19 protein-coding genes and 2 pseudogenes are annotated in these 24,366 nt (G+C 70.3%); 12 read left to right on the top strand and 9 right to left on the bottom strand.

Translation table 11 applies throughout. From position 1 onward, the window contains the following. The first annotated feature begins 486 nt into the window (after positions 1-486). Positions 487-3,705 (top strand): tetratricopeptide repeat protein, encoded by a 3,219-nt coding sequence (locus RB628_RS17450; RefSeq protein ID WP_318321369.1) that lies wholly within the window; start codon positions 487-489, stop codon positions 3,703-3,705. A 49-nt stretch (positions 3,706-3,754) separates the two neighbouring features. Here the strand turns inward: RB628_RS17450 and RB628_RS17445 are convergent, their stop codons facing one another. Then, the gene (locus RB628_RS17445; protein ID WP_318321368.1) at positions 3,755-4,006 is read right to left on the bottom strand and encodes a hypothetical protein; all 252 of its coding nucleotides are present in this window, start codon (positions 4,004-4,006) and stop codon (positions 3,755-3,757) included. Next, positions 3,999-4,859 carry a mycothiol conjugate amidase Mca gene (gene mca, locus RB628_RS17440; RefSeq protein WP_318321399.1) on the bottom strand — a complete coding sequence of 287 codons (861 nt, stop codon included), beginning with the start codon at positions 4,857-4,859 and terminating at the stop codon, positions 3,999-4,001. The genes RB628_RS17445 and mca overlap by 8 nt, the downstream gene beginning before the upstream one ends. Positions 4,860-5,006: 147 nt before the next feature. Here mca and RB628_RS17435 point away from each other — a divergent pair, with 147 nt between their 5' ends. Together RB628_RS17435 and greA are read left to right on the top strand one after the other, a co-directional pair. Continuing rightward, positions 5,007-5,405 (top strand): DUF4307 domain-containing protein, encoded by a 399-nt coding sequence (locus RB628_RS17435; protein WP_318321367.1) that lies wholly within the window; start codon positions 5,007-5,009, stop codon positions 5,403-5,405. Between the two features lie 190 nt (positions 5,406-5,595). Beyond that, a complete protein-coding gene (gene greA / locus RB628_RS17430) occupies positions 5,596-6,093 on the top strand; it encodes a transcription elongation factor GreA (protein WP_318321366.1) in 498 nt (165 codons plus the stop codon). A 168-nt stretch (positions 6,094-6,261) separates the two neighbouring features. On the opposite strand, the pseudogene RB628_RS17425 reads toward greA, so the two are convergent. Continuing rightward, positions 6,262-6,427, bottom strand: a pseudogene (locus RB628_RS17425) (ATP-binding cassette domain-containing protein); the annotation flags it as partial. A 56-nt stretch (positions 6,428-6,483) separates the two neighbouring features. Further along, a complete protein-coding gene (ilvA, locus tag RB628_RS17420; RefSeq protein ID WP_318321365.1) occupies positions 6,484-7,722 on the bottom strand; it encodes a threonine ammonia-lyase in 1,239 nt (412 codons plus the stop codon). Between the two features lie 164 nt (positions 7,723-7,886). On the opposite strand from ilvA, the gene RB628_RS17415 reads away from it, so the two are divergent. The 3 genes from RB628_RS17415 (at position 7,887) to RB628_RS17405 (ending at position 9,272) form a co-directional block, all read left to right on the top strand. Beyond that, complete coding sequence (locus RB628_RS17415; protein ID WP_318321398.1) at positions 7,887-8,393, top strand: MarR family transcriptional regulator; 507 nt, start codon at positions 7,887-7,889, stop codon at positions 8,391-8,393. A gap of 130 nt (positions 8,394-8,523) precedes the next feature. Beyond that, complete coding sequence (locus tag RB628_RS17410) at positions 8,524-9,027, top strand: sigma factor-like helix-turn-helix DNA-binding protein (RefSeq protein WP_318321397.1); 504 nt, start codon at positions 8,524-8,526, stop codon at positions 9,025-9,027. Beyond that, positions 9,024-9,272 carry a hypothetical protein gene (locus RB628_RS17405; protein ID WP_318321364.1) on the top strand — a complete coding sequence of 83 codons (249 nt, stop codon included), beginning with the start codon at positions 9,024-9,026 and terminating at the stop codon, positions 9,270-9,272. Before RB628_RS17410 ends, RB628_RS17405 begins: the two co-directional genes overlap by 4 nt. A 17-nt stretch (positions 9,273-9,289) precedes the next feature. On the opposite strand, the gene RB628_RS17400 is transcribed toward RB628_RS17405, so the two are convergent. Continuing rightward, a complete protein-coding gene (locus RB628_RS17400) occupies positions 9,290-10,444 on the bottom strand; it encodes a cystathionine gamma-synthase (RefSeq protein WP_318321363.1) in 1,155 nt (384 codons plus the stop codon). Between the two features lie 165 nt (positions 10,445-10,609). Between RB628_RS17400 and RB628_RS17395 the strand changes: the two genes are divergently transcribed. The 3 genes from RB628_RS17395 to RB628_RS17385 all read left to right on the top strand — a co-directional run bounded on the left by RB628_RS17395 (position 10,610) and on the right by RB628_RS17385 (position 14,734). Further along, a complete protein-coding gene (locus tag RB628_RS17395; RefSeq protein ID WP_318321362.1) occupies positions 10,610-11,728 on the top strand; it encodes a hypothetical protein in 1,119 nt (372 codons plus the stop codon). A 202-nt stretch (positions 11,729-11,930) separates the two neighbouring features. Further along, positions 11,931-13,592, top strand: coding sequence for a M48 family metallopeptidase (locus RB628_RS17390; RefSeq protein WP_318321361.1), 1,662 nt, complete (start codon positions 11,931-11,933; stop codon positions 13,590-13,592). Beyond that, the gene (locus RB628_RS17385; RefSeq protein ID WP_318321360.1) at positions 13,589-14,734 is read left to right on the top strand and encodes a hypothetical protein; all 1,146 of its coding nucleotides are present in this window, start codon (positions 13,589-13,591) and stop codon (positions 14,732-14,734) included. The genes RB628_RS17390 and RB628_RS17385 overlap by 4 nt, the downstream gene beginning before the upstream one ends. A gap of 150 nt (positions 14,735-14,884) precedes the next feature. On the opposite strand, the gene msrA is transcribed toward RB628_RS17385, so the two are convergent. Beyond that, positions 14,885-15,397, bottom strand: coding sequence for a peptide-methionine (S)-S-oxide reductase MsrA (gene msrA, locus RB628_RS17380; protein ID WP_318321359.1), 513 nt, complete (start codon positions 15,395-15,397; stop codon positions 14,885-14,887). A gap of 327 nt (positions 15,398-15,724) precedes the next feature. On the opposite strand from msrA, the gene RB628_RS17375 reads away from it, so the two are divergent. Beyond that, a complete protein-coding gene (locus RB628_RS17375; protein WP_318321358.1) occupies positions 15,725-16,840 on the top strand; it encodes an AI-2E family transporter in 1,116 nt (371 codons plus the stop codon). 740 nt (positions 16,841-17,580) lie between these two features. Here the strand turns inward: RB628_RS17375 and RB628_RS17370 are convergent. After that, the gene (locus RB628_RS17370) at positions 17,581-17,979 is read right to left on the bottom strand and encodes a VOC family protein (RefSeq protein ID WP_318321357.1); all 399 of its coding nucleotides are present in this window, start codon (positions 17,977-17,979) and stop codon (positions 17,581-17,583) included. A gap of 93 nt (positions 17,980-18,072) precedes the next feature. Here RB628_RS17370 and RB628_RS17365 point away from each other — a divergent pair. After that, a pseudogene (locus RB628_RS17365) lies at positions 18,073-18,556 on the top strand (iron chelate uptake ABC transporter family permease subunit); the annotation flags it as partial. 35 nt (positions 18,557-18,591) lie between these two features. Here the strand turns inward: RB628_RS17365 and RB628_RS17360 are convergent. Then, positions 18,592-19,632: an NAD(P)-dependent alcohol dehydrogenase gene (locus RB628_RS17360; protein WP_318321356.1), complete on the bottom strand. Its 1,041-nt coding sequence runs from the start codon at positions 19,630-19,632 to the stop codon at positions 18,592-18,594. A 169-nt stretch (positions 19,633-19,801) separates the two neighbouring features. Here RB628_RS17360 and RB628_RS17355 point away from each other — a divergent pair, with 169 nt between their 5' ends. Next, positions 19,802-20,722, top strand: coding sequence for a helix-turn-helix transcriptional regulator (locus RB628_RS17355; RefSeq protein ID WP_318321355.1), 921 nt, complete (start codon positions 19,802-19,804; stop codon positions 20,720-20,722). Between the two features lie 145 nt (positions 20,723-20,867). Here RB628_RS17355 and RB628_RS17350 read toward each other — a convergent pair whose 3' ends face one another. After that, positions 20,868-24,125: a S8 family peptidase gene (locus tag RB628_RS17350; protein WP_318321354.1), complete on the bottom strand. Its 3,258-nt coding sequence runs from the start codon at positions 24,123-24,125 to the stop codon at positions 20,868-20,870. Positions 24,126-24,366: the final 241 nt, after the last annotated feature.

The following is a 24,366-nucleotide window of genomic DNA, read 5'->3' as shown; positions in this document are numbered from 1 at the left end:
GATCCGCTCAACGCCGGACGGCCTCCAACCTCGAGTAGTCCCACGCGCGGTTTCCCTTCGATCAGCTGTCCGCTGGCGGTGTGCCCGCGCTCCAGGTCCGCGACCAGACGCTCGAATTCAGGCCGCGCCACTCCCGCCTTGGACGCGCTGAGGCCATTGTCGCCGCAGGTCGCGACCACCGTGCAGCCCTGTTCGCGCGCGGTCCGCTCATTGATCCGCAGCTGATGACGCACACGGTGCCCGTCACGTTGGCGAACGGCCTCGGACGTCCGCGCACAGGAAACAACCGGAACCAGTCCGGCCGGCCCATCCTCATCACACTCGTCCACAACGCCCCCCCAATCGATAACTATCTCGACACACGGACAAGCGAGCGGGTCACTCGAACGTCACGGAACCGGCTCCACTGATCGTCAGCCCTCTCGCGCTCGTGCCTTCCGCGACGGACACTCATAGCCAAAGCAGTTGACGCCGGAGGGGGACACCATGCGGGACAGCCACCGGGCGGAAGCCGAGCGGCTGTTGAGCCGCGCCGTGGAGGAAGAGGTGCGGCGGTCCGGGGGGCGTACCGACGGGGGCGTGCTGCTCACGCGGGCGCGCGGCGCGCTGGACGCCATGGCGCAGTCGTCCGCGGAGGAGTACGAGGCGTACACGCGGGCACTCGACGAGTCGAAGGCCGGGCACCTCACCTTCGGGCAGCGGTACGCCCGGGAGGGTGCCGGAACTCCCTTGCTGGTGGCGGCTGTTGCCGCCCTCGCTGCGGGCGTCGCCGACCTGGCGCTGGGCACCGGTACGGGCACCGCCGTGGGCGCGGCGCTGACCGTGGGCGTCGCGGGCGCCGCCGCGACCGTCATCAAGGTGACCGCCTCGCATGTCCCCGCCGCCCACCATCGCGCGGGTGCCGTGAGCCAGCCCGGCGGTCCCGAACAGCTGCGGCTGACCTGGCTGACGGCACTGGAGGTACGCGGCATCCGTCCGTTCCTCGACCAGCAGCGGGTGCTCAGCGCGTCCACCGGGCCTAAGAAGACGGGGCCGAGGCTGCGCGGCAGCGACAAGAGTGCGGCGGCCCGCAGTCGTAGCGTCCTTGAGCAATCGTTCGCCCAACTCCCGGACCCGGACGAGCCGTTCGCAGGCCGGCGTCAGGAACTGGCTCGCATCCGGCAGTGGGTGCACGCGGCCCGGGCAAGTACGGAGACCCGGCCGACCCTGGTCGTTCTGCACGGCCCGTCCGGCAGCGGTCGCAGCGCGCTCGCGATCCACGCGGCGCACGATCTGCGGGACCAGTTCCGGGGCGCGTGCGTGGTGGATCTGCGCGGCGACAGCCCCCAGGAGCCGCCGCTGCCCACCCGCGACGCCCTTCTGCACCTTCTGAACCGCCTCGGCGCCTCCCGCGAGCAGCTCCTCTTCCGCGAGCGTTCGTCACCGGACCAGCAGGTCAGAAGGCTGAGCGAGCTGTACAACCAGCACCTCACCAGGGTCCCGGTGACCATCGTCCTGGACGACGCCCAGGACCCCGAGCAGGTTTGCGCGCTCGTCCCGGAGCGCTCCGACAGCCTCGTCATCGCCACCACCCGGGAGCCTCTCGCCCTGCCGGACGACCTGCCCTTCTGGGTCCACCAACTGCCCGTGGAGGCCCTGGACGCGACGGGCTCGGAGGAACTGCTGAACGCGTCCGCGCAGGCGGATCCGGGGTCGGGATCAGATCCCTACGATGCCGAATCCGCCGACCGGATAAGGGAGTTGTGTGGCGGGCTGCCGCTGGCGCTGCGCATCGCGGGCTCTGCCCTCGGCCCGCGCAGCCATCGCCGGCTGGCGGCGGACCTGGGCGCGTACGGCCCCGTGGAGCCGGTCGAGCGGGCCCTGTGGCTGCGTTACACCGACCAGTCGGATCCGGCCCGGCGGCTGCTGCGCAGGCTGGCGCTGGCCGGGCGTGCCTCGCTCGGCACCGCGGCGGCCGCGTCCCTCCTGGGCACGGACCGGACGGAGGCGACCCGTCAGCTGGACGCGCTCGCCCGCGCGGGCCTGATCGACCACGTGCGGGGCAGCCGGTACCGCCTGCACGACCTGGTCCGCGCCTTCGCGCAGGCCCGCCTCCTGGACGAGGAGGAACCGGCGGAGCGCACGGCCGCGCAGGAACGTCTGATCGTGAACTACGGCGAGCTGGCCGACTCGGTGCTGCGCCTGGTCGACGGCAACATGTCGACCCGCTCGGACCGCTTCAGCCCGCACGGCTTCACCTCCCTCGACGAGGCGCTGCGCTGGCTGGACGACGAGTCGAGCTTCATCACGGCGACTCTGCGGCACGCGGAGGGCGTCAACCAGGCCGCGGTGCTCAACCTGCTCGGCGCCCTGTGCGACTACTGCCTGCTGCGCGGCGACCTCTACCGGCTCGGCGAGATCAGCGAGCTGGCGGAGTCGGTGGACCAGGGTCTGCTGGTCCGCTCGGTGCAGTGGCGTACGGGTATCGCGGCCCGTCAGCTGGGCGAGCTGGACAAGGCGCGCACGACGCTCACCTCGGTCGTCGAACTGTACATGGAGGCCCACCACGACGCCGGCGCCGCCCGGGCGCTCTGTTCCCTCGGCATCACGCTGCACCACCAGGGCAACCTGGTCGAGGCGGCGGCGAAGCTCCAGGAGGCCCTGGATCTTCAGCAGGCCCCCGAACTGGCGACCGACCGCGCCTGGACGATGCACGCGCTCGCGGCCGTCGAACGCGACCGCTCCCGTCTCGCCGAGGCCTGGGACCTGCTGACCCGTTCCCTGGTCCTGCACCGCGAGGGCGAGTCGATCCACGGCGAGGCGTGGGCCCACTTCCAGCTCGGCCAGCTGGGCCTGCGGATGGGCGACGTACCGCGCGCCGAGTCCGAACTGCGCACTGCCCTCGATCTGTACGGCCGTACGCGCGACGCCCGTGGCGAGGCCTGGGCCCTGACCCAGCTGGCCCGCGCCCGGCTGGTCGCCGGGGACGCGTCGGCGGCGGTGGACGGGCTGCGCCGGGCCGCAGCGGTCCACCGGGACAACGAGGACGCGCGTGGTGAGGCGTGGTCGGTGTACTACCTCGGGCAGTCGCTGGAGGAGACCGGCAACCTGGATCTGGCGGTCCGCGAGCTGGAACGTTCCCGCACGATGTTCTCCCGCATCCGGGACGTCTACGGCCTGGCCTGCGCCCGCCATCACTCGGCCCGCGTCACCCGTGACCAGCGGGCGGTCCAGACGGGCTCGCTGCGCAACTCCGGGTTCGCCCGCCAGCTCCTGGTGGACGCCCGCGCCGACTTCCAGCGCATCGGGGTGGCCCACGGCGAGGCCTGGACCTGCCTGGAGCTTGCGGTGGTCGACGCGGGCAACGCCCGCACCCCGCAGGCGCTGGCCCTGTGCGACGAGGCGATCGGCCTGTTCACCTCGTACGGCGACCGGCGCGGGGAGGACTGGGCGCGCTTCCTGCGCTGCACCCTGCTGCCTTACGCGGCCCCCGGCGGTGTCGACATCGGCACGGCGGTGGCCCAGGAAGAGCTGACCCAGCTCTCCCGCGCCCGTCACTCGTCGCGCGACGAGAAACTCGACGACTACCTCGATGCCTACCAGCTCCTGCTGGAGCGCGGTGTGGCCCTGGAGTCCGGCTGGCAGGCATGGCGCCTGGGCATGATCCCGAGCCGGCACGCCCGGGAGGTCATGGGGGTGCCGGTGGCGGCGGCCGGACAGAGGTAGGGAGGGCCGGAGGTGCGGACACCAGGTGCCGGGCACCCGGTGCGGCGCCTCACTCCCGGGCGGAGCCCTTGGCCGCTTCCCTGGCGGCGCCGGGGGTCTCCTCGGGGTCCGGCGCCTCCTTGAACTCGATCCTGCCCATCTGCTTGTTCATGGACTTCATCAGCCCCCACACCGCGAGGGCCATCACCGCGAACACGATGAAGCCGAGGACACCGGGGGTCACCTTGTCCTCGTCGACCTCCGCCGCGAACGAGACGAGGTGCGTCATTGCCAGGCTTGCGCTTGCACTCATGTCAGGCATTGTCGCGGATGCCCGCAAAGAGGTCGTCCTCGGGGAGGGAAGTGTCCACGAGTGACTTCGCCAGCTCGTACTCCTCCGTCGGCCAGACCTCCTTCTGGAGCTCCATCGGCACCCGGAACCAGCCCCCGTCGGGGTCGATCTGAGTGGCGTGGGCGATCAGCGCCTTGTCGCGGATCTCGAAGAACTCCGCACACGGGACATGCGTGGTCAGCGTGCGCTCGGTGCGCTCGAACTCCGACCACCGCTTGAGCCAGTCCCCGTACGGCGACTCCATGCCGCGCTCGATCAGCGCGTTGTGCAGCGCCTCGGTGCGCGGCCGGTTGAAGCCCTGGTTGTAGTACAGCTTCTGCGGCTGGTACGCCGGGCCGAACTCCGACTCCGGGTAGGTCTCGGTGTCCGCCGCACCCTCGAAGGCCACCATCGAGACCCTGTGGGTCATGATGTGGTCGGGGTGCGGATACCCGCCGTTCTCGTCGTACGTCGTGATCACCTGCGGACGGAACGAGCGGATCTGCTTCACCAGCTCCCCGGCCGCCTTGTCCAGGTCCTCCAGGGCGAAGCAGCCCTCGGGGAGCGGGGGCAGCGGGTCGCCCTCCGGCAGGCCGGAGTCGACGAAACCGAGCCACTCCTGCTTGACGCCGAGGATCTCGCGGGCCTCGTCCATCTCTTTCCTGCGTACCTCGTGGATGTGCTCCTCGACGTACTTGTCACCCTGCAGTTTCGGGTTGAGGATGGACCCGCGCTCCCCGCCCGTGCAGGTCACGACCAGCACGTCCACCCCCTCGGACACGTACTTCGCCATGGTGGCCGCGCCCTTGCTCGACTCGTCGTCGGGGTGGGCGTGCACGGCCATCAGTCGCAGCTGGTCAGTCAAGACTCAATCCTCAGTAGGTCGGCGCCCGGTGTGAGCGGGTGCGATGAGCGGCTTCTATAGTGACCGAACCGAGCGGCCAATAATTCCGGGGCCCGGCTTTCCAGGGGCCTCGCGGAGAGGACGATCATGAGCACGGCGACCACGCGACCGCCCGAGGGACGGTACGGCCGCTCCACGGACGAGCACGCCGACCGCAAGCTCAAGGTCGCCGCCGCCGTCCTCGGGACGGTACTGCTCGTCCTGGTCGGCTGGTTCGGCTACCACTACGTCATCGGCAACAGGATCAGCGCCGAGATCATCACCTTCAAGACGTACGACGACTCGGTAAAGGTGCACCTGGAGGTCCGCAAGGACTCCGGTACGAGCGGCTACTGCACGGTCCGCTCCCAGGCCGAGAACGGCGCCGAGGTCGGTCGCGCCGACTTCCGCTTCGACGGCGACGCCACCCGCATCGACAGGCTCGTCACGCTCCGTACGACGTCGAAGGGCACCACTGCCGAGCTGCTCGGCTGTCACACCGGCTGAGGCGCTGTCGGGGCTTCAACAGGGTCACTCTCATCACACAGGCGCTGACCTGCGTTGACGTATGTCTGATGGCTTATGTCCTCCCCCTGCCGCCGCTGAATTGTTAGGCTCGTGGTTTCGCCCATCCGAGAAGGAACATTCTTCTGGGTAGGGCGATGCTTTGTATTCCCAGTACCTACGAGGAGCACCTGTGACCCAGACCAGCGAGAACGTCACCTGGCTGACCCAGGAGGCGTACAACAAGCTCAAGAACGAGCTTGAGCACCTTACTGGTCCTGCGCGCACGGAGATCGCCGCCAAGATCGCCGCTGCTCGCGAGGAGGGCGACCTGCGCGAGAACGGCGGGTACCACGCGGCCAAGGAGGAGCAGGGCAAGCAGGAGCTCCGGGTGCGCCAGCTGACCCAGCTCCTGGAGAACGCGAAGGTCGGCGAGGCTCCGGCGGCGAACGGCACGGTCGCGCCCGGCACGGTCGTGACCATCGCCTTCGACGGCGACGAGGACGACACGCTGACGTTCCTGCTCGCCTCGCGCGAGTACGCCAGCGCCGACATCGAGACCTACTCCCCGCAGTCTCCGCTGGGCCGCGGGGTGAGCGGCAAGAAGGTCGGCGCGGACGCCCAGTACGAGTTGCCCAACGGCAAGCTCGCCTCCGTGAGGATCCTGAAGGCCGTGCCCTACCAGAGCTGACCCCGCGGAACGGCCCTCCGGACCCCCCGGACCCTCCGGAATCCCTTGCCTCAGCCCTTGCGAGCCCCCGGCACCCTCCTGGGCGCCGGGGGCATCGTCATGCCCAGGGTGCCGTCATGCCGTGGCCGAGCGGTACTTACGGACACGGACCGCGAGGGTCCTGAATTTGACCTCCCACAGTTGTTGCCGGTTGCGGGTCCAGGCCGGTCGCCGGTTCGTCCATGAACATCACGGGCGGCGAGACGACCAGGGCCGCCGCGAGGTCGAGCCGGCGGCGCATTCCTCCGGAGCAGGTCTTCGCGGGGCGGTCGGCCGCGTCCGCGAGGTGGAACTGGTATTTTCCCCGACGCCACCCGTCCGGGTGAGATCGGGCGGGGAGACCCCCCGACCTCAGACGATGACGGTGTAACCGGCCTCGCGCAGCGCCCGGCCGACCTCGGCGCAGTGCTCCGGACCCTTCGTCTCCAGGTGCAGCTCGACCTCCGCCTCCGTGAGCCCGAGCCGCGGATCGGTCCGGACATGGCTCACGTCGAGGACATTGGCGTCGACCACCGACAACGCCCCGAGCAGCGTCGCGAGGGCACCCGGCCGGTCCGTCAGACGCAGCCGAACCGCCAGATAGCGGCCCTGAGCGGCCATGCCGTGCCGCAGGATGCGCTCCAGCAGCACCGGGTCGACGTTGCCGCCGGACAGCACCGCGACCACCGGCCCCTCGAAGGCCCCGGGCTCGCTCAGCAGCGCCGCGACCGGGCTCGCCCCCGCCGGTTCCACGACGAGTTTGGCGCGCTCCAGACAGAGCAGCAGCGCGGCCGACAGCTCGTCCTCGCTGACCGTGCGGACCTCGTCCACCAGCTCGCCGATGATCCCGAACGGCACGTCGCCGGGCCGCCCGACCTTGATCCCGTCGGCCATCGTGACCGGGTTCGCCACCGACACCGGCCGCCCGGCGGCCAGCGAGGGCGGGTACGCCGCCGCGCCCGCCGCCTGCACACCCACGATCCGGACGTCGGGCCGTACCGACTTCACGGCGACCGCGATGCCGGCGGCCAGGCCGCCCCCGCCGATCCCGACGACGATCGTGCGCACCTCGGGGCACTGTTCCAGGATCTCCAGTCCCACCGTGCCCTGCCCGGCGATGATGTCCGCGTGGTCGAAGGGGTGGATGAACACCGCGCCCGTCTCGACCGCGTACTTCTGCGCGGCGGCCAGCGTCTCGTCGACGACCTGTCCGTGCAGCCTCACCTCGGCGCCGTATTCACGGGTTGCGCTGATCTTCGGCAGCGGGGCGCCGTGCGGCATGAACACCGTGGCACGCACCCCGAGCAGCGCCGACGCCAGCGCGACCCCCTGCGCGTGGTTGCCGGCACTGGCCGCGACGACACCTGCGGCCCGCTCCTCGGGCAGCAGCCCGGCGATACGGACGTACGCGCCCCGCAGCTTGAAGGACCCGGTCCGCTGGAGGTTCTCGCACTTGAGGTGCACCGGCGCTCCCACCAGCTGGGACAGATACCTGCTGCCCTCCATGGCAGTCATCCGCGCCACGCCCATGAGCATCTTCTGGGCGCCTCGTACGTCGTCGGGAGTGACGGGCCTCAGGGAGTGCAAGGAGTCAGCCGTGCTGTAGCTCATGACCCAAGTCTCGCAGTTCACAGCCGCGGACTCGCGGTGTGACCAAGCTCCGAGACTGGTTTGCGCAGCGCCGGTACGGCCTGCCTTCCGGCCGCGTACCCTGTCCCCCAACCCAGCACCCCCTTTCATGAAGTGAGCCCCCGGCCATGCCCACAACACCTGAAATGTCGATGGACATGACGACCGTCGGTGACACCGGCCTCCTCGACACGTTGCAGCACGAGGTCGCGGTGTTCGCGCGCCGTGCCGAACAGACCCGGCTCGGGGGAGTCGGGCAGGTGCGCAACTCGATGGACCGCGCCGCGTATCTGCTGCTCAACCGCCTGGACAAGGAAGGCCCGATGGGCGTCAAGGCGCTCGCCGCGAGCATGGGCATCGACTCGTCGACCGTCACCCGGCAGGTGGCTCCGCTCGTCGACACGGGCCTCGTCAAGCGGACCTCCCATCCCGAGGACGGGCGGGCGGTGGTCCTTCAGCTGTCCCCGCGCGGGCTGTCCCGGCTGGAGGAAGTACGGTCGTCGAGGCGTCAGTTGATGGCCGAGCTGACGCACGACTGGGCGCCGGAGGAACGCGAGTCGTTCTGCACGCTCCTCACGCGCTTCAACACCGCGCTCTCCGCCCGCCAGGCGGCCCAGGGCATCCCGGTCGGGGAGCCGGAGTCCGCCTCCTGACGCAGCCGCCGTATCGCTGCGCACACGCGCGTGGCCGCTGCACGACCGACTCCCGCTTCCCGACTCTTGACCGGCGGGCGGCACCTGGCCTCAGATGAGACCGGGTCCTTGTCGTACGGCGGGAGGCATGGTGCGAGAACGGCAGGTGTCCCAGGGTGTCGGGCCGGCCTGGGACTTCGAGGCGTTCGTCGCGGGCGCGGCGGGCCGGCTGCTGCACACGGCCACGCTGCTCACGGCGGAGGCGCCGCACGACAACCCGCGCGCGCGGCGCCTGCTCACGTATGCCTTCGCGCACACGTACGCGTGCTGGGACCGGATGCGCGGCGAGGACCCGTACGACCGGGCCCGCCAGTACCTCGCCGTCCGCTTCGCGCGCGGTGCCTGGCACAAGTACGGCGGTCTCGGCCGGGCCCGCCCGCACCACGGCGGTGCGCTGGCCATGCTCACCCCTCAGCAGCGGCTGGTCCTGGTCCTGCGGCTGTACGAGGGGGTCGGCGAGGAGCAGACGGCAGCGCTGCTCGGACTGCCCATGGAACGCGTGCACGCGATCTGCGACCGTGCGACGGCGACGCTTCTGCATCCGCCGCAGGGCCCGGCACCGGCCGTGGCCGCGCCGAAGGTGGTGCCGTCATGAGCCGCCGGGACAGGGAGGCGTCCGCGCGGCGCCTCATGGAGGGCGCACCGCCTCGGGTGCCGCCCAACCTGTACGTGGACGTCGTACGCCAGGGCAGCCGCATGCTGGGGCGCAGGCGGGCGGCGCGGCGGCTGATGTGGCTGCTGCTGTGCGCCGCGGTGGTCGTCTTCGTCGTGTGGGCGGCGATGGCCCGCCCCTGGGTGGAGCCGCCGTCGGAGACGACTCCACCCCTGACGGGCTGGTGAGACGCTGCGCTGCCGACCTAGCCGAGGGCCTGCTGGAGGTCCTCCAGGAGGTCGTCGACGTTCTCGATGCCCACGGAGAGGCGTACGAGGTCGCCCGGCACCTCCAGGGCCGACCCGGCGACGGACGCGTGCGTCATGCGCCCCGGGTGCTCGATCAGGGACTCCACGCCGCCGAGGGACTCGCCGAGCGTGAACACCTTGGCGCGGTTGCAGACCTCGACGGCCGCCTCCTCTCCGCCCTGGACCCGGAACGACACCATGCCGCCGAACGCCCGCATCTGCTTGGCAGCGACCTCGTGACCGGGGTGCTCCGAGAGCCCCGGGTACAGAACGCGCGTCACGCGCGCGTGCCGGGTGAGCATGTCGGCGATCCTGGTGGCGTTCTCGCTGTGCCGGTCCATCCGCACGGCGAGTGTCTTGGCGCCGCGCAGCACCAGCCAGGAGTCGAAGGGCCCGGCGACCGCGCCCATCGCGTTCTGGTGGTAGGCCAGTTCCTCGCCGAGTTCCTGGTCGCCGGTGACCAGCGCACCGCCGACGACGTCCGAGTGGCCGCCCATGTACTTGGTCAGGGAGTGCACGACGACGTCCGCGCCGAGAGCCAGCGGCTGCTGGAGGTAGGGCGTGGCGAAGGTGTTGTCGACGACGAGGCGGGCGCCGGCCTCGCGGGCGATCTGGGCGACGGCGGCGATGTCGGTGATACCGAGGAGCGGGTTGGAGGGCGTCTCCACCCACACGGCCTTCGTCTTCGGGGTGAGGGCGGCCCGTACGGCGGCGGGGTCGCTGGTGTCGGCGACCGACCACCCCACGCCCCACCGGGCGACGACCTTCGCGAACAGGCGGAACGTGCCGCCGTACGCGTCGTTGGGGATGACCACGTGGTCACCGGGGCTGAGCAGCGTACGCAACAGGCAGTCCTCGGCCGCCAGTCCGGACGCGAACGCGAGACCACGGCGACCGCCCTCCAGGGCCGCGAGGTTCTCTTCGAGGGCGGTACGGGTCGGATTGGCGCTGCGGCTGTACTCGTAACCGCCGCGCAGCCCGCCGACGCCGTCCTGCTTGTAGGTCGAGACCTGGTAGATCGGCGGGACGACCGCGCCGGTGAGGGGATCCGCGGTGTTGCCCGCGTGGATCGCGAGGGTCTCGAAGTGCTGACTGATGTGCCTGTCGCTCATGTGGACCGAGGGTAGTGCGCTGGCGGGATTCGTGACGGCGGTCGCCCGCCGGGGCCCGGTGCGGAGGGGTTCCCAAGGCCTTGCTCAGGTGTCTCGTCGGCCTTCCGCCGAGGTTCCGCCTGAACCGGTTGGCCAATTGTCGGACCCGTCTGGTTCGCTTGAGGCATGGAGATTCTCTGGGTCCTGATGGCGCTGGTCATGCTCGGCTTCGTGGTGTTGCCGTTCATACGGCGCAGGAGTGCCGGTATTCAGCAGGTCGCCCCTGGTGACCCGGACGCGGCGGACCCGGCGAACTACGGCTTCGTCCGGCAGGAGGCGCTGGACATCCGTATGCCCGGCCCCGACCAGGACCTGCTGGACGTGCTGGACGTCGTACAGCGCTCGCAGGACTACAGAGCGGCGTCGCAGCTGCTCGCCGGCACGGAGAGGGACGGTGAGCGGCGCTGGCAGCGCGTGCAGGCCTTCGCGGGCGCCGCGTCGCTGGAACTGCGGCAGCGCCCCGGCGGGGTGAGCGAGTCGCCGGGCGGGCAGTGGCTGCGGGTGTGGCGGACGGAGATGCCCAAGGACGCGGGCGGCGCGGCGGTGCACGCGGAGTTCCTGGTGCAGCAGGCGTGGCGGACGTCGACGCCCGGGACGGACGAGTTCCGGATCATCATGGAGGAGGCGAAGGCGGCCTGCGGTGACGCGGCGCTCCTCTCCCCCGGTGACCCGATCCCGTACATCGTCGAGCTGTCGGTGGCGCGCGGACTGGCGTACTCCCGGCCGGAGTTCGAGCAGCTCTGGCTGAAGATCCTGGACCGCGCGCCGGAACACATGGGGGCGCATCTCGCGGCCCTGCACTACTGGTGCGAGAAGTGGCACGGCTCGCGCACGCTGGCGATGTCGTTCGCGGAAGCGGCGGCGACCCGGGCTCCGCAGGGCTCGCTGCTGGCTTCGATGCCCCTCTTCGCGGTGTTCGAGCATCTCCCCGAGGTGAACCTGGTCAGCGGCTTCTACCAGAGCGAGGTGGTGACGAAGGCGATCCACGGCGCGCTGTACGCGGTCCACGCGGCCCGGCCGGACGACCCGATGCCGGCTCACGTACGCCACCTGCTGATCTACTTCCTGGTGCGCTCCGAGCGCTGGAAGGAGGCCATGAACCAGCTGGTGCACGTCGACGGTCATGTGGGCGCCCTCCCGTGGACCCTCACCGCCGACCCGGCGGCGGAGTTCGCGGTGTACCGGGCGCTGGCGGTGGCGGGGTACGAGGCGAACGGCGGGAGCCCGGCGTCGCTGCTGCGATGACACAGCGGGCCGGGAAACGAGGCCGGGAAAAGCCGGCGAGGGGCCTCTGGGGACATGAGCACCGGGGTGGCATGGTCATGTCTTGCCTGGCCCCGTGCCCGTAGGCGATACTCCGCTTTCCCCCACCCGCCGGTCATGACCCCACCGCTCGGCCGCGCGCCCTTCCTACCGTCCCCGTTCCCCGTGGAGGGATCCCGGCCCGATGGGCTCGACCCTGCGCGCGCTGCGCGCTCTCGTACTGCTCGCCGGCTTCCATCTGCTCGGCGTGCTCCTGCTGGCGGCGCTCGCCGGCACCGACTACCTGCTTCTCGCGCACGCCCCGGCGGCGGTCGCGACCAAGCTGGCCGTCATCTCCGTACTCCTGGCGATTCCGTTGGTCCGCGGCCTGTTCATGCTGCGCACACCGAAGGGCGAGGAGCCCCCTGGCCTGCCCGTGACCGAGGCTGACGAGCCGGAACTCTGGCGCACCGTGCGGGAGTTGGCCGACCAGGTCGGCACCCGCGCCCCGTCCCGGATCGTCCTCATCGGCGACGCCAACGCCGCCGTCAGCGAGAACGCCCGCCTGCTCGGCCTCCTCCCCGGACCACGCCGGCTCCACCTCGGCATACCGCTCATGCAGGGCCTGACCGAGGCACAGCTGCGCGCGGTCCTCGCCCACGAACTCGGCCACTATGCCGGCTTCGACACCCGCCTGACCGCCCTCACTCTGCGCGGACGCGCCCAACTCCAGCGCACCATAAGGCACTTCGAAAAGCGGGCGGGCAGCGTCGAGGCCCGGGAGCGGGCCCGGCAGGAGCGGAAGAACGCCAAGGCCGAGGCCAGGGGCAGGAAAGGCCGCGAGATCGACACGGCGGGCGCGGGCATCACGTACCGCACGCTGGCCCGTATCCACACCGCGTACGCCAAGCTGTACCTCCGCACCACCCTCGCCGACTCCCGCCGCCAGGAGTACGCCGCCGACGCCTCGGCCGCCCGGATCGCCGGCCGCGACGCCACCGCGTCCGCACTGCGGGAAATTCCGGTGCTGGAGGGTGCGTTCGGGTTCTACGTACGCAGCTACGCCACTCTGGGAACCGACGCCCGCCTACTGCCACCGCGCGGTGAGGTGTTCGGCGGCTTCGGCCGGATGCTCTCCGCCCGCCAGCTCGAACTGGCGGGCCTGCGCAGCGAGTTGCCCACAGAGCCGACCTCGCCGTACGACTCCCACCCGCCGGTCGCCGACCGCGTACGCCGCATCGAGCTGCTCCCCGCCGACGGCCGCGCGGACGAGGCCCACGGCGCGGCCGTCACCCTCCTCGCGGACGAGGAGCGCACGTACGCGGCGCTGGAGGACGCGGTCATCACGGACGAGGTACGGCAGTTCCGGCGCACGGCCGACTGGCAGGAACTCCTCGACTGCGCGATGGCGGGCAACCTGGCCGCGCTCAACACCCCGCTGCACCGGGCCCTGGTCCTGTACACGAGAAGCCGCCCCACCCTGCCGGCCCTCCTCACCCTCATCGACGACGGCCAACTGTGGCAACTGGCACGCAGGTTGCCGCTGTCGGACGAGGCGGTCGCGGCCAAGGGACGCGCGTTCCGAGAGTTCGTACGCCCGACGCTGCACAACTCCCTGCACAGCATGGTGATGGCGGAGTTCAGCGCGCGTTCGCGGATGCGCTGGGAGTTCTCCTGGGAACAGCCGCCGAGGGCACGTCTGCTCCCGGCGCCGGGCAGCACACGGGACGACGGCACCTCCGAACTCGACGCCGCGATCGCCGTCGCCGTGGACAGGGCCCTCGCCGACCACCCGGACACCGCCCCGCTGCGCGCCCTGCTTCCCCCCGCTCCCCGCTCCCCCCGAGAAACGGAGGCTCCCCGATGACCGTACTGCTGTGGATCCTGGGCATTCTGGCCGTGCCCACCCTGATCGCCGTGCTCTGGCTGGGCGGGGTGTTCGTCAAGGAGTTCGCCGCTCAGATGAAGGGAACCGGCGGCGGCGAGGACGGCGCCGAGGCCGCCGCACAGCTCGGCCTGCTGCCTGCCGAGCGGCAGAACACCGAGTATGCGGGCCCGCTGCCGGCCGGCTGGCAGACGGCGCTCGACACGGTCCGGGGCGGCGGCGACGGCGGCTGGAAAGCAGCCGCCGAACTGCTGCGCGGCATCGGCCGGGACTGGGAACGCCGTTCCCTCGCCGCCTACCTGCTGGCGGACATGTCAGCCGAGGACGACGGCTGGCTGCTCGCCTGGGAGGCCGACGGACCGGGCGGCCCCGACGACCCGGACGCGGCCCTGGTCCGCGCCCGCAGCACGGTGATCCTCGCCTGGAACATCCGGGGCGGCCAGCGGGCCAAGAACACGACTGGCGAACAGTTCGCGGGCTTCCACCGGTTGCTGCAGCGTTCCCGCGAGGAGATAGCGAGGGCCGCGGCGCTCAGCCCGGACGACCCGACCCCGTACGTCACGGAGATCTGGACCGCGCTCGGCCTCGGTTATCCACACTCCGAGATGGACAAGCTGTGGTCGGAGCTCACCGCGCGCGACCCGCACCACTACGAGGCCCACTACTCGGCACTGCAGTACTGGTGCAAGAAGTGGCGCGGCTCGCAGGAGCTCGCGACCGAGTTCGCCGAGCGCGCGGCGGCCTCAGCACCGCTGGGCAGCCTGTTGACGGTCCTCCCGCTGATCGCCCACTTCGAGCACGACGAGTCGGACGACAACAAAGCCGACCGCACCCCCGAGATGATCGCCCGCGTGAACGCTGGCCTCGCCGACGCCGCGGCGGCCGACCCGACCCATCCGCGTCTGCCGGAACTGCGCCACCTCCTGGCGTACTACCTCTCCCTCCAGGACCGCGACGAGGCCGCGATCGAGCAGTTCAGACTGGTCGACGGGTACGTGGACGCCCTGCCGTGGCGCTACCGCACGGAAATGGCGGCACACTATTGCCTCATCCGGAACCTGTCGGCTCAGGCGGTCGCGTCAGCGGCGGCGGAACAGGAAGCGACGGGGGTCGGGGCGAGCTGACCCGGGCGGCCGGAGCGACGGGGGCGCGGGCGAATACGGGCGCGGGCGGCATCGACGGTGTTGTCACCGATGCCGCCCGCGCCCGGCGAACTCGACCTGCCGCCTCGACCGACGGAGACCCCCAGGTTCTTCGGCCGAGCCGCCTCGCGGTCAGCCCTCCGCGCGGGCGGGCAGCCGCCATCCCGGGCGCGGGAAGTGGCAGGTGTAGCCGTCCGGGTAACGCTGCAGATAGTTCTGATGCTCGGGCTCGGCCTCCCAGAAGGGGCCGACCGGCTCCACCTCGGTGACGACCTTGCCCGGCCACAGCCGGGAGGCGTCCACATCCGCGATCGTGTCCTCGGCGATCCGCTTCTGCTCGTCATCCACGTAGTAGATCGCCGAGCGGTAGCTGAGGCCGATGTCGTTGCCCTGGCGGTTCTTGGTGCTCGGGTCGTGGATCTGGAAGAAGAGCTCCAGGATCGCGCGGAAATCGGTTGTCTCGGGGTCGAAAAGGATCTCGATGGCCTCCGCGTGCGTGCCATGGTTTCGGTACGTCGCATTCGGCACGTCCCCGCCGGTGTATCCGACCCGGGTCGCCGTCACGCCCGGGAGTCGGCGGATCAGGTCCTCCATCCCCCAGAAGCATCCACCCGCCAGCACCGCCCTCTGCGTCTGCGCAGCCATCGAGGCCCCTCCAATTCCTGTCAGCTCGGTCACTCGGGCTACTCGGCTCGCACACCACCGGCATCCCATGGCCATTCTCCTCAACGCGCGAGGGTTCCGAGCGATTCCGTGCCCATCACCGGGGCTACCGGCATCGCCAGGACCCCGCAGCGACCCTGTGCTGTCATGCGCCCCATCCAGGACGGGGTCAGGCCGAGTGACCCGTTCGAAGCCCACAGGCCCACCGGGGGTGGATGCTCTCCTTCAACCCGGCGTCTCTCGTGCGCCGGGGTCTGCACACTGCGGGCGGCCATGTCGGTGTGACGTGAGTACCCATAGGGTGCACCCGTGACTGCCACGTTGAGTTCCACGAAAGCCCGCGCCGCGCTCCGCACGACGGCGCGTGCCTCCGCCGAGCTGCTGCTCATATTGCTGATGCTCGCGGTGACTCTGTGGATCCTGGGCCGGATGTGGTCGGTCGTCTGGCCGCTCGTGGTCGGCCTGCTGCTGACCACACTGACCTGGCCACCGACCCGTTTCCTGCGTCGTCGCGGATGGAAACCCGCCCTGGCCGCATCGACCGTGACTGTGCTGTTCCTCCTGGTCGCCATGGGCTTCGTGGCACTGATCGCGGTACCAGTGGCATCCCAGTCCGGCGAGCTGACCGACGGCGTGGTCGAAGGCATCCAGAAGTTGCGTGAGTGGGCCGCCGGGCCGCCGTTGAACATCGGTGACGCCCAGATCGACAAGGCCTTCGACACCGCGGTCTCCCGCGCGCAGGACGGCCTGGGCAACCTGGTCGGCGTTGCCGTCACGGGAGTGAGCACCGTGGTGAACGGCCTGGTCACCGCCGTCCTGGCCCTCTTCCTGATGTTCTTCTTCCTCAAGGACGGCCCGCGGTTCCTGCCGTGGCTTGCCCATCAGCTGCCCGGTCGGCTCGCCACCGACGTCCCGACCGTGGCCGCGCGCAGCTGGGACACCCTGGGAGCGTTCGTGCGTTCTCAGGCGCTTGTCGGCCTGCTCGACGCCGTCCTGATCGGCCTGGGACTGTGGATCCTCGGGGTACCGCTGGTGCTCCCGCTGGCGGTGCTGACCTTCGTCTCCGCGTTCGTGCCGATCATTGGTGCCCTGTTCGCCGGTTTCGTCGCGGTTCTCATCGCGCTGGTCTCCAACGGCCTGACGGACGCGCTGATCGTGCTGGCCATCATCATCGTGGTGCAGCAGCTCGAGGGCAACGTGTTCCAGCCCATGATCCAGAGTCGTGGGCTCGGCCTCCACGCGGGAGCGATCCTGCTGGCGGTGACGTTGGGCGGCAGCCTGGCCGGCATCGTGGGCAGCCTGCTCGCGGTACCGATCGCCGCGCTGATCGCGGTGGCATGGAACTACGTGCGCGAGCAGCTCCGGGAACCGTCACAGGATCCGGGGCCCGACGAGCCGGAGGCCGGCGCCGCCGTCCCGTCGTAGGGCTACCTATGCCCGTCGCCGTCGCATTCTCCGGTGGCCGGCGGGCTGACGGCTCCGGGCGTGGTGATCGGTGTACGGCGGGCAGGCGATCACCTGCTCACACGGCCGGTGGTCCGCCCCGGCAGGCGTTGGACGACCCTCCCGTTTCCTCCCCGGAGAAGCATGGGAGATCCGCTGCTCAGCGCCCTGCGGGTCACGTGGCAGCACGGGCTCGGCGGGACGAGGGTTCCTGTCCATCGGGTGGCGCAGGCCAACGGCCGACCGAGCGGCGGTGCGGACTTGGCCAGCCGGGGGCAAGCACGGTATCCGATTCGCGGTGAACGGGAAGGGTACGTCGTCAGGGCCTGCGGCCCGGGCGTTCGTCGAGCGGCTCCCCTTACCGCCCGTGGCGGTAGTACGACGGACAGCCGACTGCCCGGTGCAGTTGGGGCCTGTCTGTGGGTCAGCCCCGAGACAGGCGAAACGGAAACCTGACCAACCTCCCGCCCCGCAGACTCAGCCGATGCTGCCGAGCCGAGTGGTCGAAGCAGGCGGCGCGCAGTGTCGCGAGGATCGGGCGGGAGGTGTCGGTGCCGTCCGGGCGCCGTAGTGTCGAGATGTCCCTCAACCGGCCCGTGCCCCGCCGCCAGGAGGAACGTCCCGGCACTCGACCCTCGTCGTCGGCCCGGGGGCCCGTACCGTGTGGACGTTCGACGACACCAGCGGGACCGGATGACCGACGGCTTCCCCCCGGACCCGGCTCAGGTGCTCCGCTCGGACGCCCCGCTCCCGTACGGCCGCGTAAGAATCTCCAGACTGTGCCCGTTCGGATCGTAGAAATACGTCCCCCGCCCCCCGTCGTTCCTGTTGATCTCCCGCGGGCGGCGGTGGGACGGGTCCGCCCAGTACATGAGGCCGTTCTCCCGGATGCGGCCGAAGATCGTGTCGAACTCGTCCTCCGACACCAGGAACGCGTAGTGCTGGGGCGTGATCGCGCCCTCCGTGTCCAGGTAGTCGAGGGTCACGCCGTTGGGTATCGCGACCGAGATGAACGGCCCGTACTGCGGGCTCACCTCCAGGCCGAGGATGTCCGCCAGGAACCGCGCCGAGGCCTTCTTGTCGTGCGCGGCAACGATCGTGTGGTTCAGCTGGACGGTCACAGGTGGGCCCCCTTCGTCGACTCCCTCCACGTTACGACCCCGGGTCCGCGCCACACAGAAAGCGAAGTCAAGGTCCGCCTTGCCTTCGTAATTGTCCTCGACGCGCTGCTGCACGGCGGGAGCACCCCGGACGCGCTGGTCGTACGTTCGCTGCGGGTGCCCCGCACCGAGATCGGGCTCACCGCCGGGGCCGCCCTCGGGCTCGCCGGGGCCGCGCTCCAGGCCGTCACCCGAAATCCGCTCGCCGACCCGGGCATCCTCGGGCTCAGTCAGGGCGCCGCGGCCGGTGTCGTGGTCGCCATCGCGCTCGGGCTCGCGAACGGCTTCGGCGGGTACGTCTGGTACGCCTTCGCCGGTGCCGTCGCCGCCGCCTGTCTCGTGTACGCCATCGCCGCCCGCGGCCAGGGCGGCGCCTCCCCCGTGAAGCTCGCGCCGGCGGGTACCGCGCTGTCCGCGACGACCGCCGGCGCCACCACCGTCGTCCTCACCTCCAGTTCCGCCACGCTCGACCAGTTCCGCTTCTGGCAGGTGGGCGCGCTCAGCGGGCGCAACGCGCCGTTCCTGATCTGTGAGGCGCTGCTCGGGACCCTCACCTCACGCATTCGCGACAGGTCAGATCGTCGCCGTGTCGATCACGAAGCGGTAGCGCACGTCGCTCGCCAGGACCCGCTCGTACGCCTCGTTGATCTCCGAGGCGCTGATCAGCTCGATCTCCGAGCCCAGGCCGTGCTCGGCGCAGAAGTCCAGCATCTCCTGGGTCTCCTGGATGCCACCGATGCCGGAGCCGGCGAGGGTCTTGCGGCCGCTGATCACCGAGAAGAGGTTCAGCGCGACGGGCTCCTCGGGGGCGCCGACGTTCACGAACGCGCCGTCCGTCTTGAGGAGGGACAGGTAGGCGTCCAGGTTCAGCGGGGCCGAGACCGTCGACAGGATGATGTCGAAGGTGCCGCGCAGCTCCTTGAAGGTGGCCTCGTCGCTGGTCGCGTAGTAGTGCGAGGCGCCCAGTTTCAGGCCGTCGTCCTTCTTGCGCAGGGACTGCGAGAGGACGGTGACCTCGGCGCCGAGCGCGTTCGCGATCTTGACGCCCATGTGGCCGAGGCCGCCCATGCCGAGGATCGCGACCTTCTTGCCGGGGCCGGCGTTCCAGTGCTTCAGCGGGGAGTACGTGGTGATGCCGGCGCAGAGCAGCGGCGCGGCCACGTCGAGGGAGAGGCCGTCGGGGATGCGGACGGTGAAGCTCTCGTCCACGACGATCTTCTCTGAGTAGCCGCCGTAGGTCGGCTCGCCGTTCTTGTCGAGGGCGTTGTACGTGCCGACACCGCCTTTGAGGCAGTACTGCTCCAGGCCGGCCTCGCAGTTCTCGCACTCGCGGCACGAGTCGACCAGACAGCCGACGCCCACGTGGTCGCCGACCGTGAACCTGGTGACGCCGGAACCGACCGCCTCCACCACACCGGCGATCTCGTGGCCGGGGACCATCGGGAAGATGGCCTCGCCCCAGCCCTCGCGGGCCTGGTGGATGTCCGAGTGGCAGATACCGGCGAACCTGATGTCGATCAGGACGTCGAACTCGCCGACCTCACGACGCTCGATGGTGGTGCGCTCCAGCGGAGCCTTGGCGGAGGGGGCGGCGTATGCAGCGACAGTGGTCATGCCGGGGTTCTCCTAGGGGATTCCGTGTCCGGCCGCCTTCTGACCGGGCACGACGATCAGTCTGCCCAAGGTTTCCGCATTCACCCAGTCCACGCTTCCGCGTACGTCCAGCGGTCCTACCACTGGCGGGGTCAGGCTGGTGTTCGTAGGACCGGGAATAATGGACCGCATGGACGAACAGCCCGAATCCCCGCATCCGGCGAACGCCTCCGGGAACACCGGCGGCGCCCTGGACCGGCGTGCCGAGCTCAGCGAGTTCCTGCGCACCCGGCGGGCCCGGCTCAAGCCGGAGGACGTGGGGCTGCCGGACTTCGGGCGGCACCGCCGGGTGCCCGGGCTGCGCCGCGAGGAGCTGGCCCAGCTGGCCGGGGTGTCCGTCGCGTACTACACGCGGCTGGAGCAGGGCAACGGGCGGAACGTCTCCGCGGAGGTCCTCGACGCCATCGCGCGCGCCCTGCGGCTGACGGGCGCCGAGCACGCCCACCTCACCCACCTCGCCAAGCCGAAGCAGCACAAGAAGAAGCCGTCGGTGCGGGCACAGGTCGTACGCGGGACGCTGCGGCAGCTGCTCGACACCATGGACGGCGTACCGGCGTACGTCGCGGGGCGGCGTACGGACATCCTGGCGTGGAACCCGATGACCGCGTCCCTCTTCGGGGACTGGGCGGAACTGGCGCCGCAGGACCGGAACTGGGCGCGGCTGGTGTTCCTGCGGCCCGAGTACCACGACCTGTTCATGGACTGGGAGCAGAAGGCGATCGACATCGTCTGCCATCTGCGCATGGACGCCGGCTGCTATCCGGAGGACCCGAGGCTGTCCTCGCTGGTGGGTGAGCTGTCGGTGAAGAGCGAGGAGTTCCGGCGGCTGTGGGCGACCCACGACGTCAAGGAGAAGAACCACGGGGTGAAGCGGTTCCGGCATCCGCTGGTGGGTGAACTGACCCTGAACTACGAGTCGTTGAGGCTCCCGGACGACGGCGACCAGACGCTGATCGTCTACCACGCGGAACCGGGGTCGCCTTCGGCGGAGGGGCTGCGGCTGCTTGCCAGTTGGGGGCGGGACGCGACACGGGCGGGCGCGGGTACCTGAGGTGACCGCCGGACCTGGGGGCCGCGCCCCCAGGTCCCCTTCGGCCTGAACGGCATCGTCCTCGGTCGCCGGACGGGCTGGAACACACGGACGGCCCGCCGGAGGCATCCCCCGACGGGCCGTCCGTCAACACGTCACCGGCGGCTCACTTGCCGTAGTACGCGTTGTAGATCGAGATCGTCGACTTGTTACCCTTCTTGTCGGTGATCTTCGCGTGGTAGGAGATCGCCGCCCCCTTCTTCGGGTTGACGACAGTGACCTTCCCGTTCTTCACCGTCAGCTTCTTCCAGGTCTTGCCGTAGTCGTACGACGCGTACACCGACAGCGCCTTCAGATTGCTGCCGCGCGCCGCGCCCTCGACGATGACCGGGAACGTGGCCTTCTTGCCCGCCGCGACCTTGTTGTCCAGGCCGACAGCCGCGTTGAAGCGGACCGAGGAGGCCGGGAGCTTGACCGTGTCCGCCGACTTCTTGGAGCGGAACGTCCAGCTCGTGTCGATCCTCGTGGACGCCTGGGCGACCTTGACGCTGCGCTTGACCGACGTCGTCAGCTTGTACTCGGCGTCGCCCGCCGGAACCGTGAACGCCTTCTCGGCGAAGAGCGGGTCGTCGGTCGTGCCGACCTTCTTGCCGTTGCGGTAGAGCGTCGTGGCCACCGACGTGAAGTCGGACGAGCCGGGGTGGCCCGCGCCGTCGGCGAACAGCGGGATCAGGCCGTAGAGGAAGTTGCCCTCACGGAAGAGGCCGTACTCGGGCAGCAGCCGCGGACCGAAGACCGCCGTGTTGAAGGTGCGCGCGTACTTGCCGCCCGCCTTCAGCGTCTGCGCGTAACCGAGCGTGTAGTAGGCCTCGGGGACCGGGAAGCCCTGTGCGTCCTTGCCCTTGAACTGGGTGAAGTCGAACAGCCACTGGACCTTCTCGCCCGTGGTCACGTACTGGGTGCGGGTGGCCGGCAGTGCCTGCTCGACGAGCGAGCCGAAGGCGGCGTCCTCGGGCAGGAAGGCGATCACACCGAGCGCGCCGGTCTTGTTGGGCGATCCGGCACCGAGGCGGTTCGACACCGTGGCGAACTCGCTCGCCTTGAAGTGCCGGACCTTGTCGCCCTGGATCTTCTTGACCTTGGCGGTGGTGATCGCGTCGTACTCCGCGCCCGCGCCCTTGCTGAACTGGCCGAACCAGGTCTGCGAGAGGCCGGTGGCCTCCGCGCCGAGGTGGGCCAGCCGCAGGTTCGCGAAGGAGTCGAGGCTTACGCCGATGCCGATGCCCGGGACGTCGTACACGTAGCTGACCATCGCGCTCTGCGGCTTGGCGGCGGCGTCCGGCACCGTGATGTCCGCCGCCTTGGTGGTGCGGGCGTCGATCGTCACCGAGGTGTTCCTGGTGACCGCGAGCGTCGGCTGCACCACCCAGTCGAGGCCCTCACCGCCCAGGTCGGGCTTGGTGAAGTCCTTGGCGATCCAGGCGTCGAGAAGGTAAGTGCCCCTGGGCAGACGCATGGTCGTGGAGCCGGTGGCCGACGTCGGTACCTGGTAACCGCGGGCGGCGGCCAGCCCGGAGTAGCCCTCGACGATCGTGTTGTACTCGCCGGTCGGCTGCCCGGCCTTGTCGATGTGCCTGATCGTGACGTCGTACGACTCCATCTCACGGTTGACCGCCGCCGCCGTACGGACGCTCTGGGCACCGGCCGTCGCCGTCACGTACGAGGAGTACGCGCCGTCGAGGGTGCCGCCCAGCTTGGTGTTGACGGTGTAGCCGACCGAGGCCTGGCCGCCTGCCGGGACCTTGAGGGTCGTCGCGGCCAGCTTGAAGAAGCCGGCCGGAGCGGCCTGGCCCTTCGGGTTGGTCGCGGTCGCCGCCAGCTTCAGCGTGACGTCGGTCGTGCCGAGGTTGCGGTAGGTCAGCTGCTTGGTGACCGGGGTGTCGTCGGTGTGCGGCCACTGCTGCGTCCCGAAGCTCACCGACGCGGGGTCGGCGATCACGGTCTGCTTGATGGCCTTGTCGACCTGAATACGGCCCGAACCCTGCTGGAACGGCGTGTACTTGCCGCCCTTCGCGGAGCCGGTGAGCGCGCCCTTGATCTCCGCGTACGTCCAGTCCGGGTGCTCCTGCTTGAGGATCGCCGCCGCGCCCGCCACATGCGGCGTCGCCATCGACGTACCCGAGATGGAGAAATAGCCGGCCGGGTTCTCGCCGACCTCCTGCTCGATGACGCTGCCCTTGGCGGAGGCGGCCGCGATGTCCACGCCGGGCGCGGTCACGTCCGGCTTGATGGCGCCGTCGCCGACGCGCGGGCCGGTGCTGGAGAAGTCGGCCAGCAGGTCCTTGTCGTCGACCGCGCCGACGGTGAGCGCCGCTTCGGCGCTGCCCGGTGAACCGACCGACTCCGGACCGGAGTTGCCCGCCGCGATCGCGAAGAGGATGCCCTTCTCGGCGGACAGCTTGTTGACCGCCGCCTCCATCGGGTCCACCTCGGGGGTGTCCATGCCGCCGAGGCTGAGGTTGACGACCTGGGCGCCCTGCTCGGCCGCCCACTCCATGCCGGCGATGATGCCCGAGTCGTCACCGGAACCGGTGTCGTCCAGGACCTTGCCGTTGAGGATCTTGGCGCCGGGTGCGACACCCTTGTACTTGCCGCCGGACTTGGCTCCGGTGCCCGCCGCGATGGACGCGACGTGCGTGCCGTGGCCGAACTTGTCGGTGGTGTCGGCGGCCGGGGTGAAGTTTTTGGCCGCGATCACCTGGGTCTTGAGGTCCGGGTGGGTGGCGTCGACACCCGTGTCCAGGACGGCGATCTTGACGCCCTTGCCGGTGTAGCCGGCCGCCCACGCCTTCGGCGCGCCGATCTGCGGCACGGACTTGTCGAGGCTGGCCTTGCGGGTGCCGTCGAGCCAGACGTGCGCGATCCCGGCGGCGGTCCTGTCGCCGTTGGTCACCGCGTCCCAGAGTTCGGGAGTGTCCTTCTGCGGTGTCTGTACGGCGTCCGCGTTCAGGGTCTTCAGGGTCTGGCGCAGTGTGCCCGCGTCACGGACATCGGCCTTGGCGGCGGCCGCGGCTCCCGTGTAGCCGACGATGACCTTCAGTCCCTTCTGCTGGGACCTGCGGGTCGCCTCCTTGTTCAACTCCGTTATGTCGAACAGCCGTTGGTCGAGCTTGCCGCTCGCGACCAGACGGGCCGCGTCGGCCGGGACGACGAGCGTGCGCCCGTCGATCTTGCGGATCTGCACGGGTATCTTCTCGCGGCCCGGCGCCCGTTCCAGGCCGACGACGCGGCCCTTGGCGTCGACGGCGACGCGGTCACCGGTGATCAGTGTGATGCGGTGCGTGGGCTTGAGCTTCTGGGCAGCGCTGGTCACGCGCTGCTGCTCCGCCTTCGCCTCGCCCTTCGCGGACGCCGGGCCGGTCATGCCCGCCGCGAGGGCAACTGCGGCCGCCGTGGCTACGGTTGCCGCGCATGCTCTTTTCACTTGTCTGCGCAAGTCTCCCCCTGGAGCGCTGGCTGAAGTGCCGGGCGAGTTCCCCGTTCGCCCGGCTGGGGGGAGTCCCGTACGCATGCGCGTACACCCCCCGGTCATGAATTATGCCGAGGGGTGATCAGCCACTCAATAGACTGGACGACTACGAGTGGGCTGTTACGAGGCAGTGACG

Origin of the sequence: Streptomyces sp. ADMS (assembly GCF_033441795.1) — a bacterium.
Classification (GTDB): Bacteria; Actinomycetota; Actinomycetes; order Streptomycetales; family Streptomycetaceae; genus Streptomyces.
This window is presented reverse-complemented; position numbering and strand designations above follow the sequence as displayed.

What these genes read in the sequence shown, in the direction of transcription:
- RB628_RS17405 (WP_318321364.1), top strand. Translation starts at nt 9,024, where the DNA reads ATGAGCCGCCGGGACAGGGAGGCGTCCGCGCGGCGCCTCATGGAGGGC.
- RB628_RS17355 (WP_318321355.1), top strand. Translation starts at nt 19,802, where the DNA reads ATGGACGAACAGCCCGAATCCCCGCATCCGGCGAACGCCTCCGGGAAC.
- RB628_RS17450 (WP_318321369.1), top strand. Translation starts at nt 487, where the DNA reads ATGCGGGACAGCCACCGGGCGGAAGCCGAGCGGCTGTTGAGCCGCGCC.
- RB628_RS17400 (WP_318321363.1), bottom strand. Translation starts at nt 10,444, where the DNA reads ATGAGCGACAGGCACATCAGTCAGCACTTCGAGACCCTCGCGATCCAC.
- RB628_RS17385 (WP_318321360.1), top strand. Translation starts at nt 13,589, where the DNA reads ATGACCGTACTGCTGTGGATCCTGGGCATTCTGGCCGTGCCCACCCTG.
- RB628_RS17415 (WP_318321398.1), top strand. Translation starts at nt 7,887, where the DNA reads ATGTCGATGGACATGACGACCGTCGGTGACACCGGCCTCCTCGACACG.
- RB628_RS17395 (WP_318321362.1), top strand. Translation starts at nt 10,610, where the DNA reads ATGGAGATTCTCTGGGTCCTGATGGCGCTGGTCATGCTCGGCTTCGTG.
- ilvA (WP_318321365.1), bottom strand. Translation starts at nt 7,722, where the DNA reads ATGAGCTACAGCACGGCTGACTCCTTGCACTCCCTGAGGCCCGTCACT.
- msrA (WP_318321359.1), bottom strand. Translation starts at nt 15,397, where the DNA reads ATGGCTGCGCAGACGCAGAGGGCGGTGCTGGCGGGTGGATGCTTCTGG.
- RB628_RS17390 (WP_318321361.1), top strand. Translation starts at nt 11,931, where the DNA reads ATGGGCTCGACCCTGCGCGCGCTGCGCGCTCTCGTACTGCTCGCCGGC.
- mca (WP_318321399.1), bottom strand. Translation starts at nt 4,859, where the DNA reads ATGGCCGTGCACGCCCACCCCGACGACGAGTCGAGCAAGGGCGCGGCC.
- RB628_RS17445 (WP_318321368.1), bottom strand. Translation starts at nt 4,006, where the DNA reads ATGCCTGACATGAGTGCAAGCGCAAGCCTGGCAATGACGCACCTCGTC.
- RB628_RS17360 (WP_318321356.1), bottom strand. Translation starts at nt 19,632, where the DNA reads ATGACCACTGTCGCTGCATACGCCGCCCCCTCCGCCAAGGCTCCGCTG.
- RB628_RS17350 (WP_318321354.1), bottom strand. Translation starts at nt 24,125, where the DNA reads ATGACCGGCCCGGCGTCCGCGAAGGGCGAGGCGAAGGCGGAGCAGCAG.
- RB628_RS17435 (WP_318321367.1), top strand. Translation starts at nt 5,007, where the DNA reads ATGAGCACGGCGACCACGCGACCGCCCGAGGGACGGTACGGCCGCTCC.